A 19797-nucleotide genomic window follows, 5' to 3' on the forward strand; every position below is an offset into this window, starting at 1 on the left:
GCTCATCGCCCAAGAGGGCCGCGATTTTCGCGCGCAGGCGTATCGGCTTTCCCCGCCGCGCCAACTCTGGTTGAATCGATCGACTACGAGCGCGGCTTACTGCCGGCTCGGCGGACGGACGATTTCAAGATGCTGCGTTTCCTCACGGCCGGCGAGTCGCACGGCCCCGAACTGGTCGCGGTGGTCGAAGGCTACCCCGCCGGTTTCGATATCGACCTCGCGAAGGTCAACCACGACCTCGCGCGCCGCCAGAAAGGCTACGGGCGGGGCGGACGGATGGCGATCGAGCGCGACGAGGTGCGAGTGGTTTCGGGCGTGCGCTTCGGGCGCTCGATGGGCAGTCCGATCACGCTCATCGTCGAGAATCACGACTTCAAAAACTGGGTCAAGCGGATGTCCGTCGATCCCGCCGACCGCGGGGCGGCCGAGCCGGTCACGCGGCCGCGCCCCGGCCATGCCGACCTCGCAGGCGTGCTCAAATACAACCTCGACGATGTACGCGACGTGCTCGAACGCGCCTCGGCCCGCGAGACCACGATGCGGGTTGCGGTGGGCGCGCTCGCCAAGCTGCTGCTCGAGCCTTTCGGCATCACCACGCTCGGCTACGTCGCAAGTATCGGCTCGACCGAGGCGCGAACGCCCATCGACATGAGTATTGAGGATCTGGCGCGGGTGACCGAGGCCTCGCAGGTGCGCGTCGCCGATCCCGACGCCGAGCGCGCGATAATCGCCGAGATCGACGAGTGCAAAAAAACCGGCGACACGCTGGGCGGCGTGGTCGAGGTGGTTGCCACCGGATTGCCGGTCGGGCTGGGCAGCCACGTGCAATGGGATCGCAAGCTCGACGGGCGCCTCGCGCACGTGCTGCTGAGCCTGCAGGCGGTCAAGGGCGTCGAGCTGGGGCTGGGCTTTCGCGCTGCTGCGATGCGCGGCTCGGCGCTGCACGACGAAATCGCGTACGACGCCGGCGCGCGCCGCTTCATCCGCAACTCCAACAATTCGGGCGGCACCGAAGGCGGGATGACCACCGGCGAACCGCTGCGCGTGCGCGTCGCGTTCAAACCGCTGTCCACCCTGATGCGGCCGCTGCGCTCGGCCGACATCCGCACCAAGGCCGAGTCGGTCGGCAATACCGAGCGCTCCGACGTTTGCGCGATTCCGGCCGCCGCGGTTATCGCCGAGGCGGTGGTCGCGTTCGAACTGGCCAACGCCTTCGTGGAAAAGTTCGGCGGCGATTCGCGGACCGAGATCGCGCGCAACTACCAGGGCTACCTCGAGCAGGTGCGCAATTTTTGACGCCGCCGGGCTCCAAGGGCGCGATGGCTCCGAAGTTGATCCTTACGGGCTTCATGGCGACGGGCAAGAGCGCGGTGGGCCGCGCGGTCGCGGCGCGCCTGGGATGGAGGCTGCGCGACAGCGACGCCGAACTGGTGGCGCGGGCGGGCAAGCCGATTCCGGCAATCTTCGCCGAACACGGCGAGGCGTACTTTCGCGCGCTGGAGCGCGAGGTAATCGCCGCGCTGGCTGACGAACCGGCGCTGTGTCCGCAATGCGGCGAGCCGCGGCCCGCGGTTATCTCGACCGGCGGCGGCGCGCTGGTCGATGAACGCAACTACCTCGCGCTCAAGCGCGCGGGCGTGATCGTGTGTCTGAGCGCGCGCCCCGAGGTGATCGCGGAGCGCGTGCGGCGCGCTCCGCACAAGCGGCCCAAGCTGCTCGAGGGTGGCCAGCCGCTGGAAGCGCGGATCAACGAACTCCTTGAAGAACGGCGCGCGGCCTACGCGCGCGCCGATTATACCGTGGACACATCCGATCTTTCGGTTGCCGAGTCGGCCGAACGCGTACTCGAGATCTTCAGCCGGCACGGCGGAAGGAGACATCGATGCACACCTTCCGCGTAAAACTGGGCCGCGACGCACATCCAGTTCACGTCGGCGCCGGGACGCTCGAGCAGACCGGACGGCTCGCGCGCAAGGCGGGCCTTGCCGCCGGACGAGCGCTGATCGTCACCGACGTAAACGTTGCGCGTCTTTTCGGCGAACCCGTGGCCGCCTCGCTTGCCGAGGCGGGCTTTGCCGCGCGGACCCTGGAGGTTGCGCCGGGAGAGCAGAGCAAATCTTTCGCGGCGCTCGCGCAAGTTTTCGACGCGATGGTCGAGGCGGAACTCGATCGCGCCAGCACCGTGTTTGCGCTCGGCGGCGGCGTGGTCGGCGACCTCGCCGGCTTCGCCGCGGCGACCTACATGCGCGGCGTGGCGTTGGTGCAAATCCCGACCACGATGATCGCGCAGGTCGATTCGTCCCTGGGCGGCAAGACCGCGATCAACCATCCACGGGCCAAGAACCTGATCGGCGCGTTCTACCAGCCGCGCCTGATCGTCGCCGACGTAAAACTGCTCGAGACGCTCCCCGATCGCGAATTTCGCGAGGGCCTGGCCGAGGTCATCAAGTACGGCGCGATCATGGATGCGCCGATGATCGAAGAACTGGAGCAGGGGCTCGACGCGATTTTGCATCGCGATCCTGCGGCGCTCGAGCGGATGGTCGCGCGCTCGCTGCATCATAAGGCGACTATCGTCGCGAGCGACGCGCGCGAGGGCGGCCTGCGCAAGATCCTGAACTATGGACACACGGCCGGGCACGCGCTCGAAGCGTCGTCGGGCTACGGCAATTACCTGCACGGCGAGGCGGTCGCGATCGGGATGGTGGCGGCGGGCCGGCTCTCGCAGGCGTTCGCGGGACTGAGCGCCGCCGAGGCCGAACGGCTCGAGCGGCTGATCACGCGGGCCGGCTTGCCGACCGCGATGCCCGAGGGATGGCGCGGCGAGGATTTCGTGCGCGCGCTGCGGCTCGACAAGAAGCGCACCGGCGACGAGGTCGAGTTCGTGCTGCTCGATCGCATCGGCGACGCGCTGACCTGCAAGCTGAGCTTCGAGGAGATTGTCGCCAACCTCGGCTGAGCGAATCCGCCGGCCGGATCTTTCTTCGGCTGGCGCAGGCTATCCGCTTATCCCTTGCGTTCCATCAGCCTAACGCGGCCGAGGAACTTCGGCCGGATGAGCACGGTCTCAAGCGGCAGCACGCTCATCGCGAGCAGTCCGTTGAAGGCCATCACCAGCGCCAGCATCAGGCCCATCTCGGCGAGGAATCGCAGGTCCGAGAGGAAATACCAGGGCAGCACGCCGACCACCATGGTGAAGGCGACGAAAAAGGTCGCCTCGCCGGTGGTAAAAACCGCGCGCGTCACTGCGGCCTGCACGTCGCCGTCAGCCGCGCCCTGGAACTCCTCGCAGATGCGGCTTAGCAGGTAGATTCCGTAGTCGATGCCGACGCCGAGCCCGACCGCGACGACCGGCAGCGTGTTGACGTCGAGGCCGACCCCGCGGAGATACATCACCGAATCAGTGGCGAACTGCGCGAACAGCAGCGGCACGAGCAGCATCGCAGCGGCGACGGCCGAATGGTACGTCAGCACGCACATCACGAAGATGGTCGCGAGCAGGTAGAGAAGGATTTTCAGATCGGCCGCGCGCACCACGTGGTCGAGCGCGTATTGCAGCGCCACCGCGCCAGTGGCAAGCCGGATGCGGTAGATGGGCGAGGGTTTGGGCTGCACTTCGGCGATCGCGCGCTTGGCCTGCGCCATCGCCTGGTCCACCGTGCTCGCGCGCAGGTCCTTGTACCACAGGATGACGTCGCCGTTGGTGCCGTTGGGCTCGATTATGTTGGCGAAGTTTTCCAGCGAGTGTCCGGTGCGGGTCCAGAACAGGTAGGCGCCCACGTCATGGCCGGTGAGATCGATCGGCAGCCACTTGGGATTGCCGCCGCGCAGGATGAGACCCGTATAAGGGATGTAGTCCGCGAGCGAGAGCGTTGCGATTGCGCCATGGTTGCGCTCGATCGCCTTCTGGAAACGAAGCATCGAGTCGTACACCTCGGAATAGTAGAGCGCGCGCGGAAGCTTGCCCTCCCATACCACATTGAGGGTCGCGGTGCCGGCCAGATTGGCGTTGATTTCGCGCTCGGCAACGTTGAATTCGTTGTCGGGCCACAGCAGCGGGCTCCCGATCGAGACGTTGCCGACCGGACGGCTGATCGCCACAAACGCGAGCAGCGCCGCCGCCGGGAGCGCGATCGCCGTCGCTACAATCCGCATCCGCGGCGTCAGCAATCCGGCCAGCACCCGCTGCACGGGCTCGATCAGCCGAGTGCTGAGCGAGGGGACTTCGTGGGTGATGAAGACGCTTACGTCCTTGGGCGGCGGTAGAAGGGCGAGCAGCACCGGCGTGAGCAGCACCGCCGAGGGAATGATCAGGAGCGACCAGGTGCCGCAGAGCACGCCGAGCTTCTGAATTATCGGAATCGGCGCGAGGCAAATCATGTAGAGCCCCGCGACGTCGCACATGATGCCGAGGAAAGCCGGCGCGAACATCGAGGCCAGCGCGCCCGCCGCGCCGGACACGCGCTCATGGGTCTCGTAAAGAATCTCGTAGTAGCGCCGCGTGATTTGCAGCGAGTGGCTGAGCGCCCGCGCCATCAGCAGCACCGGCACCACCACGGTCAGCGGTTCGAGGTTGAGCCCCATCCATCCGCCCGCGCCGAGCCCCCAGATGGTCGATACGGCGGCCGCGATAATCGGGGTCAGCGCGCCGGCGAGGCTGCGCATGTAGTCGATGTGGGCCAGAATGATCAGGGCGAGCGAAAGCAGGAAAATCCACAGCGCCTGATGGCCATAGCGGTAAACCCACGCGATCAGCATCACGCGCCCGGCCGTGTAGAACTCGACGTTCGGATCGCTCTCCGCCGCGAGCATCTTGTGCACGCGCTCGAAGACGCCGGCATAGTCGAGGCCTTGCTCGAAGAACGCGGCATCGATCAGGGTCGCCTTCTCGTCGGGCGAAACCAGGATTCCGGTGACGCCGGCGGCGTGCCGGGCGCGCCCTTGCACCGCCTCGGCCTCCGCCTGCGTGGTCGGGATTTTGTCCGTCATCACGGGCTCGGAACTGAGTCCGGGCGGCGTTGGCCGGATGACGCGGACTTTCTCGCTCGCGATCGAAGTCAGGGTGACGTGGTCGATGCCGGGCACCAGGTCAAGCTCGCGCGTGATGCGCCAGATGCGGGCGAGCGTCTGCGGCGTATAGATAGTCCCGTGCCTGACCTTGAGCAGGATCTCGACCGTCGCCGGCTTGCTGAAACTCTGGTAGCGCTTGAAGACGTCGGTGACCGGATTGTGCGCCGGGACGAGGTCGGCGACCGAAGTCTGGGCCTGGAAACTGTGCGCGATGCGCGCGACGCCGACGGCAAAAAAACCCGTCAGCGCCACGTATACGACGATCACCTGCCAGCGCCAGCGAATTAAAAAATTGGCGGTTCTCTGACCCATCGATAGCATTTTGATTTAGACCGATATCCTTGCGGCGAGCGTGTCATCCGACCAGACCGAAGGCGGTCGAGTCAAGCTGGACCTCAGCACGTCAGCAATGACCATGACTGCGCATGTGAACCGTAAAGTTATGCACAAGATTTGGATAATTGTTGATACTCGTGACCGGTGGAAATATTTACATTGGGTGACCGACGCATAGAATACCGCGCGTCAGCCTAAAGGCGGAGCGGCGGATTTGGGAGAGTAGAACTTTCTTTTCACGCGGACCTGCACCAGCCTGCGGACTCTCTTCATCCGAATCGCTGACTCAGGCGCCCGAAGTTCTGGCGAGGGGGTGGAGATGATGAACAATCGCGTATTCAATCGAACGACGATGCCGGATCTCGACACGGTAACGCAGCGCGTCATGACCGTGCAGGACGTTTCGGCCTACCTGCGCGTTCACCCGTCAACCGTTTACCGTCTGCTCAAGCGCAACGAATTGCCGGCGTTCCGCGTCGGCAGCGACTGGCGCTTTAACGTCGAGGCCATCGACCGCTGGCGATCGCAGATGGAAGCGGGCGCTCAAGTGCTCGACAAATAACGCCGGCCAGAGCGCCAGAGTTCCGGCTCGGAAATCCCGGTTCCGGCTTGAACGAATAGCCGCGGCCGCGTGGCGCCGAAGCTGCTCGCGCTCGCGCGCGAGACGGCTTGCTTCGCGCGAGCGCGCGTTACTTGGCGAAATAGCTGCGCGGATTCTCGACCATCAGCGTCTGGATTTTCTCCTCGCCGACGCCTGCCTTGCGCAACGCGGGCAGGATGTTCTTGAAGATGTGCGTCGGCTCCCAGTTGCGGATGCCCTGCTCGATCTCGGGCGTGAGATCGAGTCCGCGTCCGAGCCAGCACGCGACCGAGTCGTGCGAAAGCACGATCTGCTTCTCGAAGCCGATCCCCAGAAGCCCGATAAGCGCGGCCAGCCGCAGGCGGTCGGGATGGAGGAAGTCGAGTCCGAAGCGATCGAATCCCAGGTAACATCCGCGGTCGAGCATGTCGGTGTGATAGCGCAGGTCGGACGCGCCGCAGCTATGCCCGACGATCACGTGCTTGAGGTCGACGCCTTCGGCGGCAAAGATGTCGAGCTGCTCGCGTCCCATCGTGCCGTCGTCGGTATGGGTAGTGATCGGCGCACCGGTCTTGAGATGCGCGCGCGCCGCGGCACGCAGGCACTTTTCCTCGTAGTCGGTGATTTTGTCCTTGGAGGTCGCGCATTTGATCACCCCCGCCTTCACGCCCGTACGCGCGATTCCTTCGGTCAGTTCGGCCACGTAAACGTCGGCGATCTCGTTGACCGGACGCTGCTTGAAGTAAGCGGTGTTGCCGAGATCCTCCTTGTACAGGCCGGTCGCGCAGATGAGCTGGATACCGGCGGCGCCGGCGGCCTCGGCCATGAAGTTGACGTCGCGTCCGATGTCCATCGGGCACGGATCGAGGAAGGTACCGAGTCCGAGGTCGCGCAATTCCTTGAGCCGCTCGGTGGCGAACTTGAGCGCCTGCTTGCGCTCGAAGCGCGGAGCAGTGCAGTCCAGTTCCCATCCGCCCCATCCGACCATCAGATGCTCGTGCATCAGCGTGGTACCGAGCTTGTCCGGCGTAGTAGTTCCGGTAACGGTGTTGATCGTTTTCATGATCGCACCCTCCGCTCCATGCCGGCGCGCGGCGCCGGACGGATTATCGCAAACCTAGCGTCAGCGTCGCGTATTGGTCAAATGCGCGGGCAAAGCCGCGGCGCGGGCGCATTCGGCGGCGGCACTCAGGCGTCGGCGTCGTCTGCGAACATCGAGTGGAGCAGGATGATCGCGACTCCGATCGTGATGGCGCTGTCGGCGAGATTAAAGACCGGGTAGCTCCACGAGTAGTAATGAACGTAGATGAAATCGACGACGCGCCCGCGCACGACGCGATCGAGCAGATTGCCGGCCGCGCCGCCCAAGATCAGCGCAAAGGCCGCTGACACAATCGGGGGGCGCGCGCCGCGCGCGAGCAGCACACCGAGCACCACCACCGCCGCCGCGGCGAGCCCGTCGAGGATAATCCCGCGGACAGCCGGTCCCAGGGTCGCAAACAGGCTGAATGCGGCGCCCGAATTCAGAGTGTAAGTGATCGCAAGCCAGTGCGGCACGACGTCGATCTGCTCGAAAAGCTGCAGATGCCTGACGATGTAAACTTTGACCAACTGGTCGAGCAAGAAGACCGGCAGCGCGACAAGCCCGAGCATCGCAGCGAACCGGCGCCAATCCGTCGCCGCGCGGGCGCGCCGCGCGGTTTGCGCCGGCCCTTCGGGCAGCGCGGTCGTCACGCGCCGAGCGCCTGCACTACCGCGCGGCAGCGCGGGTCCAGGTCGGAGCCGGAATCGTCGTCAAAGTACATCCAGCAGCGCTGGCACTTGCGTCCCGGCGCGCGGCGCCCGACCAGCACCAGCGGAGGCTTATGGCGCACGAAGCGGTGATCGATATGAAAGTCTTCAAGTCCGTCTGCGTGTTCCAAATATTGCCGAGCTTCCTTCTCTTCGAGAAGATCGACCTTTGAGACAATAAAAAGCTCTTTCAACAGCTCCATGTCTTCGCGAGGAAACGAATGTATTAAAGGCATTTCCGTGGTGGCGTCTGCCTTTACTTGACTAAAGACCTGCAATGCCGCTTCCAGCGGTGCCCCTATTTCTTGGTTCTGGCGCATTGTCTCAAGGAGCTTCAGAGCCTGTTCTCGAGCTTCCAGCAGAAATTTCCATCGTTTCTCGAACGCTTCGTCGCGCCATTCGGGATTGGCCGGCGCAAGCGTCAGCAGATGGACGCTCGCCGCGCGCTCTCCTGGCATGTGCGAATAAATTTCGTCGGCGGTGAAAGGGACGAGCGTTGCGAGCATCCGCACCAGCGCGTCGAGCACATGATAGAGCGCGGTTTGCACCGAACGGCGCTCGGGCGAAGCTCCGGCGGCGCAATACAGCCGGTCGCGCGAGACGTCGATATAGAGCGAGCTCAGATCGACGACGACGAAATTGATTACTGCGTGGTAGGCGGCCTGGAAATCGTACTCCTCAAACGCGCTACGCACGTCTGCTTTGAGCCGCTCGGTGCGGGCCAGGATATAGCGGTCGAACCCGGTCATCCGATCGAGCGCCACCGCGTCGCGGGCCGGATCGAAGTCGGCAAGGTTGCCGAGGATATAGCGGCAGGTGTTGCGAATCTTGCGGTACGCTTCCGCGACCGCCGTGTAAACCGTGTCGCCAAGCGCGATTTCGGTGGTGTAGTCGAGCGAGGCGTACACCAGGCGCAGCACGTCGGCGCCAATCCGGTTCACCGCGTCGGCCGCGTCCTCGGAGTTGCCGAGCGACTTCGACATCTTGCGTCCCTGCTCGTCGACCGTGAGCCCATGGCTGATAACGGTGCGAAAGGGCGCATGGCCGCGCTCGGCGACCGCGCAGGCGAGTGACGATCCGAACCATCCGCGCGCCTGCTCGACCGCTTCGAGGTAGGCGTCGGCGGGCCAGGTCAGCTCGGGGCGCTTGCCCAGCACCGCGGCCTGCGAAGAGCCCGAATCGAACCATACGTCGAGCACGTCCTCCTCTTTCTCGAACGACGCGCCCTCGCATTTCTCGCACTTGAGTCCCGGCGGGAGAAAGTCACGCGCCGGGCGATTGAACCATGCGTCCGAACCCTCGCGTTCGAAGATTCGCTCGGCCGCGGCCATCACTTCGTCGTACAGGCCGACGTGGCCACACGCGGCGCATCGGAGCGCCGGAATGGGCACGCCCCACGCGCGCTGGCGCGAGAGGCACCAGTCGGGCCGGGTCTCGGTCATGTTGCGGATCCGGTCGCGCGACCACAGGGGGATCCATTGGACGGCGTCGATTTCCTCGATCACTCGCGTGCGCAGTCCGTCGTGATCGATCCGCATGAACCATTGCTCGGCGGCGAGGAAAATCAGCGGATTCTTGCAGCGCCAGCAATGCGGATAGCTATGCGAGAACTTGTGCGAATGGAGCAAGGCGCCGGCTGCGCCGAGTCTGGCGACAATCGAATCGTTGGCCTTGAAAACATTCTGACCCGCCCACTCGCCGGCCTCCGCGGTGAAGTTGCCGGCCGTATCGACGGGCGTAAACGGCTTGAGCCCGTACTGCGAGCCGACCACGAAGTCTTCGTAGCCGTGTCCGGGCGCGGTATGAACGAGGCCAGTGCCGGCATCGGCGGTGACATGGTCGCCGTACATCAGTTTTACGTCGCGGTCGATAAACGGATGGCGAAAAATATCCTGTCCGTCGAGCGCCTTGAGCGCCTCGCGATCGAGCGCGACCGTTCTTTCGATCGTTAGCGAACATTCTTTTGCGACCGCCTCGGCCAGCCGCGCCTCGACCACGTAGTAACGATCGCTGGTCTTGATCGCGACGTACTCGAACGTCGGATTGAGGCTGATTCCCAGGTTGGCAGGGAGCGTCCACGGCGTGGTGGTCCAGACCACCGCAAAGAGCTTCCCCGCCTTGTGCGCGGCGGCGAGCTCCGCCCGATCCGAGGCGCCGGCGGCGAGCGGCGCCGCGTCGGGCAGGTTCGCGTTAAAAGCGAACGCGACATAAATGGACGGCGACACGTGCTCGCGGTACTCGACCTCGGCCTCGGCCAGGGCCGTGCGGTCGTTAAAGCACCAGTGCACCGGGCGCAGTCCGCGATAGACGTAGCCGCGCTCGACCAGGTTGCGGAGCACGCCGATCTCGGCGGCGTCGTACGCAGGATCCATCGTTATGTACGGATGGAACCAGTCGCCGATGCATCCCAGGCGCATGAAGTCTTTGCGCTGGAGGTCGATCCACTTCTCGGCCTCGATCCGACAAAGCCTTCTCAGCTCGAGCTTGGGCAGCGCGCGCGCTCTCTCGCCGAGGTCGCGCGAGACCTTGAACTCGATCGGCATGCCGTGGCAGTCCCATCCGGGCACGAACGGCGTCCGGAACCCCATCATCGCGCGCGAGCGCACGACGAAGTCCTTCAGCACCTTGTTGAGCGCGGTGCCCATGTGCACGCGGCCATTGGCGTATGGCGGCCCGTCGTGCAGAACCCAGGCGGTCGCGTCCTTGCGCGCGGCGAGCAGGGTTTCGTAAAGCCGGATTTCCTCCCATCGCTTGAGCATCTCGGGCTCCCGTTTGGGCAGATTCGCCTTCATCGGGAAGTCCGTCCTGGGAAGCTTCAGAGTGTTCTTGTAGTCGGTTGTTTTGTGCTCGGTCTCGGCCACAGGCAAAACGGCCGGCGTCGAAAGTCAGGGCGCCGGCCCCTCCACGTATCAGCATATTCTATCAGGTCGTCGTCATCGGCCGCGCGCCGCGACGGGAGCCGCGCCAGAGATTAACGCAACCGATGGGCGCGTGCGAGTGCGCGTTGGCTGGGCCGAGCGGGTCCGTTGCGATGCCTCACGGCCGAATTATCTGAAAATTACCCGGAAGAAATCTTTCATCGCCTGCCATGAGCGATGGTCCGCTTCGGCCTTATAGGCGAGCGCGTTGGTGTCGTAATGGCCATGAAAGCTGACGACGCCGTTGACCTCGGCGCCGCTACGCGGTTTTGATCGCGGCCCGCGCGTTACCCGCGGCCGCGAGCAGAAGAGCCGCAGCTCAGGATCGCGCTGGCCAACCGCAAACGGCAGTGCGAGGCGAGCGGAGGAGAGGTCATCCCCAGGTCATCAGGCGACCACGAATGTAACGAACGCCACAAACGTAATCCCGCCAAGGATGACCGACGGCAGCACGGCCGCTCCCAGCGCGCGCCAGAGCGAGAAACGATGCACCTCGGCCACGCCGTTGAGCATCAGGATGAACGACCAGATCGAGATGATCGCTTCGATGCCGCGCGTCACCGTGAAAGGGTTCTTCGCGGCTGCAAGCGCCTCGGCGGCGGCATTGGGGTCGGGCATCGAGAGGCCTAGCGCATTCCAGGTGCCGGTGCCCAGCAGGAGCAGCAACGTCACGGCGGAAAGACAGATTATCGGGACCGAGGACCACGCCACCGCCGCCCGCACCGTAACCGCGTTACCGGCGCCGCCGAGCGTGCGCCCGCTCCAGTCCAGCAGGAATGCGTTTATATAGAGCGTTAACACTCCGATCGCTGCGCCGAGAAACGGGCTCGCCAGCGTCACGATCGGCAGGTACGCATTCAGCTGCGAATGTGCGGGAGCGACGGGGGAAAGTGCCATCGCGAGAAAGAAATTGGTCAGCGACAACCCACCGGCCAGCGCACCCAGCATGATCACCTGGCTGGTCGGATCGCGGCTGACGATCTTTTTGATCGTCTCGCGCGGGCTCATCCAGATAGCGATCCACGGGTAGTCGAGAATCGTGAAGATACGATCGACGCCCTTGTCGCCAAGCCGGGCGTCGACAGTACCGAGCCTGTCAACTCTGAAACCTGGATTGTCTGCCATGGGCCCCCGCTCTCCGTCATGACGACAGTGACTGTCTAGAACGAATCTTATAGCTGGCGCAGCGCGGGGTCGATAGAAACTTGTAGATATTTGCAACTTTTAGGCGTCTGTTGATTGCTGTCATATTCTTAGCCCGCTCTGGCAGTCTCTCGCTAATTATCGCGCATTCGGCAGGCATCAAGCTAAATCTACAGCACCGTTTGAAAACGAAATCCCGCTCCCCTATCATCGGTTTTCCCAAAGTCCCGGCTACTTTTTGGCCTCGCGCGGGTTACCATGGCACTTAGAAAAGTCACCTTTTTCGACCATACCGGTCAGACCCTAGAACCCGTGGAAGAGGACGGTCAGGCCAAGCCCTGCGTGTTCGGCGTGCGATGGGTCAACCCGGACACGTTCGAGACGATCCGCGCACGCGGCGGCCGGCGTACAGGTCCGAGCGGTGAGGTAGTCAAGGAAATCAGACCGACGCGCGACCTTGGTCCGTTCGAACTCGGCAAGGGTCCGATCGAAATCGAAGGACTCGCGCGAGCGCCAATCAAGGCGGACAAATGAACGAGAACGGCGCGCTGGCCGGCCTGCGCGTCCTCGACCTGACCGATCTCAAGGGCCATCTGTGCGCCCGCCTGCTGGCCGACATGGGCGCCGACGTCATCAAGGTCGAACCGCCCGGCGGCGACGCAGCGCGCCGAATCGGACCTTTCGTCGACGACCGGCCGCATCGCGACCGCAGCCTCTTCTTCTGGTTCTACAACCTCAACAAGCGCTCGCTTACGCTCGACCTTAACCATCCCGAGGGTGCAGCGCTGATGCGCCGTCTGGCCGAGGGCGCCGACGTCGTGATCGAAAGCTTCCGGCCGGGCGAGATGGCGCGGATGGGCCTTGGATGGGAGGTGCTTCACGCGCTCAACCCGGCGCTGGGGTTATGTTCGATTGCGCCTTTCGGTCAAGGCGGCCCGTACCGCTCTTACGAGGCCGACGACAGCGTGCTGACCGCGCTATCGGGGATGCTTTATGTCAACGGCTTTCCGGACGCCGCGCCGGTGCGCCCGTTCGGCCTGCAGGCGTATCACTCGGCGTCGTACTACGCTGCGATTGCCACGATGTGCGCGCTACTCGCGCGCGACTCTTCGGGCCAGGGCCAATGGATCGACCTCAGCATGCAGGAAGCGACGGCGGCGGCGGTCGAGCACGTCGCACCGAGTTTCTTCGGAACGGGCGAGATCGAACGGCGCCGCGGCACCCTGCACTGGAGCCGTTTCTTCCGGGTCGGGCGATGCCGCGACGGGTACGTGATGCATTGCACGCTCGGCGACTGGACCTCGCTGGTCGAGTGGGTCAACGGCGACGGCAAGGCGCGCAACTTCGGCGACGACCTCACCGCTCCCGAGTGGGAAGAGGTGGGCAAGCGGCGCCAGGACGCCGAGCGTCTGTTCGACGTTCTCGACGAATGGGTCAAGGACTACGCGCGCGATGAATTGCTGGAACGCGCGCAGCTGCTGCGCCTGCCGTACGCCTCGGTGCGCAACCCCGAGGATCTCTTCGGGGACGAGCAACTTCTCGCGCGCGGCTACTTCCACGAGGTCGAGCATCCCGAACTCGGCCGCACCTTCCGCTATCCCGGCGCGCCATACCTCTTCACCGGATCGCCGTGGCGTGTGACGCGCCGCCCGCCGCTCGCCGGCGAGCATACCGGCGAAATCCTGGGCGGTGAGCTTGGCCTTGGCGCCGACGAGCTCGCCGCGCTGGCCGCGCAGGGAGTGATCTGACGATGGCTCCGATGGCGCTTGCGGGCGTGCGCATCCTCGACTTCACCTGGGTCGTCGCGGGTCCGGTCGCCACGCGGATTCTCGCCGACCAGGGCGCCGAGGTGATCAAGGTCGAGCGCGGCGACGAAAATACGATGAGCGTGCTCGGCCCGCGGCGGATCGGACTGCAAGGCGACCTGCATCGCAACAAGCGCTCGGCGGCAATCAACATGACCAGGCCGCGCGGTATCGAACTCGCACGCCGGCTCGCAGCGATGAGCGATCTGGTGATGGACAATTTTTCGGCGCGCGTGATGCGGATGTGGGGGCTGGACTATGCGAGCCTCGCGAAGATCAAGCCCGACATCATAAGCATCAGCATGTCGGGGCTGGGACACACGGGGCCGCGAAGCAACTACGTAAGCTATGGGCCGACGCTGCAGGCCCTGGCCGGATTCACGCGGATGATGGCCGACGCGCGCGGCGATCCCGTCGGTTACGGCTACTCGTACGCCGACATGGCCGGCGGCTACAGCGGCGCGCTCGCGGCGCTGATCGCGCTATGGCATCGCAGACGCACCGGGCGCGGCCAGTTCGTCGATCTTTCGCAATTCGAGGCGCTGGCGAGCCTTGCCGGACCGGCGCTGCTCGATATCGCGGTCAACGGCCGCACCCAGGAGACGCCGGCGTGGCGTTCGCAGGAGGGGCCGGCCGCGCCGCACGGGGTCTATCGATGCCGTCCTCGCCGCAGCGACGACGATCGCTGGATCGCGATCTCAGTGCGCTCGCAAGGCGAGTGGGAGCGTTTCGCGCGCGCGCTCGGCAATCCGGCGTGGACCGCTGAGCCGAGGTTCCGCACGCTGTTCCTCCGGATGCGCAGTCACGCAGAACTCGACGCCGAGATCGCGCGATGGGCTGCGACGGTTGACGCCGAGGCCGCGATGGCCCTGCTGCAGGAGGCGGGCGTCGCCGCCGGCGTCGCGCTCAACGGCGCCGACCTCGCCGCCGATCCGCACCTCACCGAGCGCGGCTTCTATGCGCCGGTCAAACTTCCCGACGGCTCATCGACTCGCGTGACGGGCGTGCCGATGCGTCTTTCGGCGACGCCGGGATCGATCCGCAGCGTGGCGCCCGAGGTCGGCGAGGATAACGACTACATCCTGGGCGAGCTTTTGGGGCTAAGCCGCGCCGAGCGGGCGGAATTGATCGCAGAGGGCGTGGTCTGGGGTTGATCTCGGTGACATCCTCCTGCGGCCGCCCAGGCGGTTCGCAGCGGCGGACCTGTCGGCGTGAAACCCGTAAAAAAATAGCGCGCCGGTGCAAATGCACCAACTCGCTCGCGCAGTGGCCGAAAGCGCTATTGCACCCGCGTCGTCATCAGCATGTATTAGGTATCGCTGTTGCTCCGGCTGAAAAAAGCGATGAAACAGCGACGGAGCGTATAGCGGCCAGTGTCAGCCAGCGTTCTCTCAAGCGCGCTTGCCGGGGTGGACGCGTTCCCGGTCGAAGTCGAGGTCGACATCTCGGGCGGGATGCCGCAGCTCAAAACCGTCGGCCTCGCCGAGGGCGCGGTGCGCGAGTCGCAGGAACGGGTCAAGGCGGCGATCAGAAATTCCGGTTACGAGTTTCCCAACCGCAAGATGTCGATCAATCTCGCGCCCGCCGACACCCGCAAGGAAGGCTCGTGGTTCGATCTCCCGATCGCGCTCGCGATTCTGGCCGCCGCCGCGGCGCGCTCAACACCGAACGGATGCGCAGCCATCTGATCCAGGGCGAGCTTGCGCTCGACGGCCGGATCAAGGGAATCCGCGGCGCATTGCCGAGCGCGCTGCTGGCGCGCGCAAAACATTACGCCGGCATCATCCTGCCGCGCGAAAACGCCGCCGAGGCCTCGGTCGCCAGCAACGGCACGGCGGTGCTGGGAGTCGAAACGCTCCGCGAGGCGGTCGATTTCCTCGAGGGACTGCGCGAGCTCGAGCCCTACTCCTCCAACGTCGACGACCTGTTCGTCGCGGCAAGCTGCTACGACGTCGACTTCAGCGAGGTGCGCGGGCAGGAGCAGGCCAAGCGCGCCCTCGAGGTCGCCGCCGCCGGCGGCCATAACGTCCTGATGGTCGGGCCACCGGGGTCGGGCAAGACGATGCTGGCCAAGCGGCTGCCGACGATCCTGCCAGCCACGACCTTCGACGAGGCGATCGAAACCTCCAAGGTGCACAGCGTGGCGGGCCTGATGGACGGTCGGGCGCTAATCGCGACGCGGCCTTTCCGCGCCCCGCATCACACCATCTCCGACGCCGGTCTGATTGGCGGCGGCACGGTGCCGCGCCCGGGCGAAGTCAGCCTCGCGCACAACGGCGTGCTCTTCCTCGACGAACTGCCCGAGTTTCGCAAGAACGTGATCGAGGTCCTGCGCCAGCCGCTCGAGGACCATCGCATCACCATCGCGCGGGTCATGGGCACGATGACGTTTCCGGCGAGCGTGATGCTGGTCGCCGCGATGAATCCCTGCCCGTGCGGCTTTTTCACCGACAGCCAGCGCGAATGCACCTGCGCGCCGCTGATGATTCAGCGCTACCGATCGCGCATCTCGGGCCCGCTGCTCGACCGGATCGACATCCACGTCGAGGTTCCCGCGGTCAAGTATCGCGAGTTGACCGCGCGCACTCCGGGCGAGACCTCGGCGGCGATTCGCGAACGGGTCAACGCCGCCCGCGGGGTGCAGCTCGCGCGCTACGCGGGCACGCGGATCTTCTGCAATGCGCAGATGGGCGCGCGCGAGCTGCATCAGCATTGCCAGGTCGAGGCCGCGGGCGAGCGGTTGCTCGAGCTCGCGATCAACCGGCTGGGGCTGAGCGCGCGCGCCAACACGCGCATCCTGAAGGTCGCGCGGACCTGCGCCGACCTCGACGGCGGCAAACCGATCGAGGCGCGCCACGTAAGCGAGGCGATCCGGTACCGTTCGCTCGACCGTCCCGCCGCCTAGGCGAGCTTCTTTCTTCGCTTCTGCGCTCCGCCCTTCGTTACAGCTTCGGCATCCCGCCGCTTTTCGCTATACCTGCTTAAACCGCGTGCGGCGCCCCGAACACGCCGCGGCGGTCCATGATGCCGACTGATCCGCTAGCCGAATTCCTGATCTCGCACGCCCAGGCGATCCTGCGCCTGCATCGGCGCGGCAGCGCCGATGCCTTCGGGCTCAGCCCGGCCGACCTCGGCACGGCGCTCTACCGCAGCGTGCACTCCTGGAATGCCGACGCCCAGCCGGCCGCGATCGACGAATACCTCGATGCGCTGCGCGCCGACGACCTGGTGCTCGCGTGCGCCTGCGCCAATGGCGACGAGCGCGCGTGGGAGGGCTTCATCGAAAAGTACCGACCCGTGCTCTATGCCGCGGCGCATACGCTTACCCGCGACGAGGCCGCGGCGCGTGAGCTTGCTGATTCGCTGTGGGCGGACCTCTACGGCGCCAACCCGCGCTCAGAGGAGCGCCGCTCGCTGCTGGCTTACTATGGCGGGCGCAGCGCGCTCGCGACCTGGCTGCACGCGGTGCTGGCGCGCCGCTTCGTTGATTTGACGCGCCTGGCAGCCCGGACCAGGCCGCTGGAGAGCCGTCCGAACGAGCCTGCGACGGAGGGAGATCCGTCTGACCCCGATCGCGCCCGCTACGTGAGCGCGCTCAGCATGGCGCTCAGCGAGGCGCTCGCCGCGCTCGAGCCGCGCGACCGGCTGCGCCTAGGCTACTACTACCTGGAAAGCCTCACACTGAGAGAGATCGCCCGGGTCCTGAACGAGCATCCCTCCAGCGTGTCGCGCAGGCTGCAGCAGACCCGCAGCGAGCTCAAGCGGCGTGTGGAGAGATGGTTGCGCCGCGAGCAGCATTTGAGCGAAGAACAAATCCGCCTGTGTTATGATTACGCATCGGAACAGTGGCCGTTCGACCTGGGACGCGCGCTTTCGGAGTCAAAATGATGCGGCGCACGCTGCACGTTTTTGATGCCGGCCCGTTCCAATTATCGGGGTAGGTGCGATTCGCGGGATTTTCCGGCAAGAGGGAGTTGGGGCTTGGCTCTCGAAGATTTAGACGATCGGTTTGCGGCCGCGGTAAGGGTCGCCCTTGCCGCCTCGCGCGGCTCCGGCGACGAGGAGGACGGCGCCCCCTCAAGCGCCGAGTGCCCCTCCGCCGACGCGATCGCGTCGTACTACGAATACGCGCTCAGCCGGGTCGAACGCGCGCGCCTGGAGGACCACTTCTCCGGGTGCGCGAGATGCCAGGGCACGCTCGCCGCGCTGCTGCGCGCGGCGCCGACGCTCGATAGCACTTCCGAGGCGGGCGCCTTCGCTGCCGCCGCAGCACGCAGAGCGGCGGCCGAGTCGCCAGGCGACCGCCAGCGATGGTTCCAAATCAGCCTCGCATGGCGGATCGCCGGAGTCTCCGCGGCGGTCACCGCTATGCTCGCGGTTGGCGTGGTCGCCGGGATGCGCGTCTACCAGAAGACCTACGGGCGCAAGAGCGAGCAGGTAGCCGCCATGAGCCCGGCGCCCGCGCGGCCTCATCGTCACAAGGCGCATCCAGGGTCTTCACCGCCGAGCGACGCCGAGTTGGCGCTCAATGACAACACGCTGGATAAAAAATCGCTGACCCGCGCCCAGGCGGCCGCGCCAAAGACGGGGCACGCTCCCGCGGCGGCAGCACTAAGTCCCCCGCTCGCGGCAGATAAAACGAATGGGCGGATGGCCGGCAGCGTCGTCGGCGGCATCGCCGGAACAACACCGCAATCGACGGCGCAGCAGTCTTCCAACGCGTCCTCAGCCGGCGAAGCGCCGCAACAGGAAACTCTGTCGGCAGCGCCGCCGACGGACAATAACCGCAATGGAGTCGGCTCCGAAGCGGCCGCGCAAGCGGCCGCCGCGCTCGGCGCGCTCGCCGTAACGCCCCTGCCGCCCGCGGCAACGTCTGGGACCTCCGCGCCTGCGCCCGCTGCGGTCCCGCCTGCGACACCCCCGACATCGGCCGCGGTGCAACCATCGGCGGGCAAGGACGCCGCGGCCGTCGCCGCCAGCACAATCGCCGCGGCCGGAACGGCGGCAATAGTTGCGGACAAGGCATCGGCGACGCCTGCTTCCGAGTCTGCCGCAAAGGCCGCGGCTCAAAGCGCCGCGGCGGGACTCCCGGCCAGTGGCGCCAATGCCCCGGCGCTAAAGACAGGGCAGCAAGCGCCGAAACAGCTCACGCAGGATCAGCTGGCGCAACAGGAACTGGCAAAGGCGCAACTCGCCAAGGCGCAGCACGCCGCAGAACTGGCCCGGCAGGAAGAGGCGGCGCGTCAGGTCGAAGCGGCGCGGCAAGCGGAAACTGCACGACAGGCGAAAGCGGCACAAGAGGCGGAAGCCAAGCGGCAGGCGCAAGCCGCCCAGCAGGCCGATGCGGCTCGGAAAGCAAAAGCGGCACAGGAGGCGCAGGCTGCCCGTCAGGCCGAAGCCGCCAGGAAAGCTGAGCTGGCGCGGCGCGCGGAAGTTGCGCGCAAGGCGGAGCAGGCGCAACGCGACGCCGATCTGAAGCGCCGGATGGACGAGGCGCGGCGCGAGGCGCAGGCCAAATCGGCTCTCGCGTCCTCGGCCCCCGCAACCGAAGCGGCGCCGCAATCGACGGCTATGCTGCGAGCTGAAAACCTGCCCCCGCAGCCGCGGCCGCAACCGTCGGTAGGCAACACCCGCGCGGGTAATGAAATCGCGATGGCCGAGCGCCCTGCGGTTATTGCACCTGCGGCCGCAAGAATCGCTCCCGGCATCCCGGTCGCACCGCACGCCGTCCTGGTTTCGTCGGCGGATCATTCCGCTTTCTGGTCGTTGCAGAGCGACGGGGTTATTTATGGAACCCACGATCGCAAGAGCTGGGCTCCGCAATACACCGGCGTGCAGGCGGAATTGCTCGCGGGTGTCGCGCCCTCGAACACGGTATGCTGGGCGGTCGGGCGCAAGGGCGTGATCCTGCAAACCACCGACGGCACGCATTGGACGCAGATCAGCTCGCCGACCACCTCGGACGTGATCGGAATCACCGCCCCCGGCAAGGACGTCGCGACTATCTTTACCGCAAGCGGCGCGACCTACAGCACCTTCGACGGCGGCAGCAACTGGCAGAAGGTCAACTGACCCGCCCTCCGGGGCGCCGACGGGGCTGAAGGTTTTATCGGGGCCAGGGCCTGAATCCGGCCGCCGTAAAAACCCGTCCAAA

The 19797-nt window shown here is 65.7% G+C and carries 16 protein-coding genes; 11 read left to right on the forward strand and 5 right to left on the reverse strand.

Translation table 11 applies throughout. From position 1 onward, the window contains the following. The first annotated feature begins 129 nt into the window (after positions 1 to 129). Genes aroC through aroB form a run of 3 tightly spaced genes read left to right on the forward strand, consistent with a single transcriptional unit; the run spans position 130 to position 2959 of the window. A complete protein-coding gene (gene aroC / locus VMI09_03415) occupies positions 130 to 1296 on the forward strand; it encodes a chorismate synthase (GenBank protein ID HTQ23717.1) in 1167 nt (388 codons plus the stop codon). Positions 1297 to 1319: 23 nt separating this feature from the next. Then, complete coding sequence (locus VMI09_03420; protein HTQ23718.1) at positions 1320 to 1901, forward strand: shikimate kinase; 582 nt, start codon at positions 1320 to 1322, stop codon at positions 1899 to 1901. Further along, positions 1883 to 2959 (forward strand): 3-dehydroquinate synthase, encoded by a 1077-nt coding sequence (aroB, locus tag VMI09_03425; protein ID HTQ23719.1) that lies wholly within the window; start codon positions 1883 to 1885, stop codon positions 2957 to 2959. Before VMI09_03420 ends, aroB begins: the two co-directional genes overlap by 19 nt. Before the next feature lie 47 nt (positions 2960 to 3006). On the opposite strand, the gene VMI09_03430 is transcribed toward aroB, so the two are convergent. Beyond that, complete coding sequence (locus VMI09_03430) at positions 3007 to 5337, reverse strand: MMPL family transporter (GenBank protein HTQ23720.1); 2331 nt, start codon at positions 5335 to 5337, stop codon at positions 3007 to 3009. A gap of 388 nt (positions 5338 to 5725) precedes the next feature. On the opposite strand from VMI09_03430, the gene VMI09_03435 reads away from it, so the two are divergent. Then, complete coding sequence (locus tag VMI09_03435; GenBank protein ID HTQ23721.1) at positions 5726 to 5968, forward strand: helix-turn-helix domain-containing protein; 243 nt, start codon at positions 5726 to 5728, stop codon at positions 5966 to 5968. A 127-nt stretch (positions 5969 to 6095) separates the two neighbouring features. On the opposite strand, the gene VMI09_03440 is transcribed toward VMI09_03435, so the two are convergent. The 4 genes from VMI09_03440 to VMI09_03455 form a co-directional block, all read right to left on the reverse strand. After that, positions 6096 to 7049 (reverse strand): hypothetical protein, encoded by a 954-nt coding sequence (locus VMI09_03440; GenBank protein HTQ23722.1) that lies wholly within the window; start codon positions 7047 to 7049, stop codon positions 6096 to 6098. Between the two features lie 125 nt (positions 7050 to 7174). Further along, positions 7175 to 7720, reverse strand: coding sequence for a signal peptidase II (gene lspA / locus VMI09_03445; protein HTQ23723.1), 546 nt, complete (start codon positions 7718 to 7720; stop codon positions 7175 to 7177). Further along, positions 7717 to 10638 carry an isoleucine--tRNA ligase gene (ileS, locus tag VMI09_03450; GenBank protein ID HTQ23724.1) on the reverse strand — a complete coding sequence of 974 codons (2922 nt, stop codon included), beginning with the start codon at positions 10636 to 10638 and terminating at the stop codon, positions 7717 to 7719. The genes lspA and ileS overlap by 4 nt, the downstream gene beginning before the upstream one ends. Before the next feature lie 444 nt (positions 10639 to 11082). Further along, positions 11083 to 11820, reverse strand: a complete 738-nt coding sequence (locus tag VMI09_03455) for a Yip1 family protein (protein HTQ23725.1) — start codon at positions 11818 to 11820, stop codon at positions 11083 to 11085. A 276-nt stretch (positions 11821 to 12096) separates the two neighbouring features. Here VMI09_03455 and VMI09_03460 point away from each other — a divergent pair, with 276 nt between their 5' ends. The 7 genes from VMI09_03460 to VMI09_03490 all read left to right on the forward strand — a co-directional run bounded on the left by VMI09_03460 (position 12097) and on the right by VMI09_03490 (position 19715). After that, entirely contained in the window at positions 12097 to 12372 is a 276-nt protein-coding gene (locus VMI09_03460; protein HTQ23726.1) for a hypothetical protein, read from the forward strand. Further along, positions 12369 to 13586 carry a CoA transferase gene (locus VMI09_03465; GenBank protein HTQ23727.1) on the forward strand — a complete coding sequence of 406 codons (1218 nt, stop codon included), beginning with the start codon at positions 12369 to 12371 and terminating at the stop codon, positions 13584 to 13586. Before VMI09_03460 ends, VMI09_03465 begins: the two co-directional genes overlap by 4 nt. Positions 13587 to 13588: 2 nt before the next feature. Then, the gene (locus VMI09_03470; protein ID HTQ23728.1) at positions 13589 to 14797 is read left to right on the forward strand and encodes a CoA transferase; all 1209 of its coding nucleotides are present in this window, start codon (positions 13589 to 13591) and stop codon (positions 14795 to 14797) included. A 219-nt stretch (positions 14798 to 15016) separates the two neighbouring features. Further along, the gene (locus VMI09_03475; protein HTQ23729.1) at positions 15017 to 15331 is read left to right on the forward strand and encodes a magnesium chelatase domain-containing protein; all 315 of its coding nucleotides are present in this window, start codon (positions 15017 to 15019) and stop codon (positions 15329 to 15331) included. Then, entirely contained in the window at positions 15316 to 16548 is a 1233-nt protein-coding gene (locus VMI09_03480; protein ID HTQ23730.1) for a YifB family Mg chelatase-like AAA ATPase, read from the forward strand. Before VMI09_03475 ends, VMI09_03480 begins: the two co-directional genes overlap by 16 nt. A gap of 119 nt (positions 16549 to 16667) precedes the next feature. After that, positions 16668 to 17531: a sigma-70 family RNA polymerase sigma factor gene (locus VMI09_03485; GenBank protein HTQ23731.1), complete on the forward strand. Its 864-nt coding sequence runs from the start codon at positions 16668 to 16670 to the stop codon at positions 17529 to 17531. A 93-nt stretch (positions 17532 to 17624) separates the two neighbouring features. Beyond that, positions 17625 to 19715, forward strand: a complete 2091-nt coding sequence (locus VMI09_03490; GenBank protein HTQ23732.1) for a YCF48-related protein — start codon at positions 17625 to 17627, stop codon at positions 19713 to 19715. The last annotated feature ends 82 nt before the right edge of the window (positions 19716 to 19797 follow it).

The sequence above is a fragment of the Candidatus Binataceae bacterium genome (assembly GCA_035500095.1).
GTDB lineage: Bacteria > Desulfobacterota > Binatia > Binatales > Binataceae > JAKAVN01.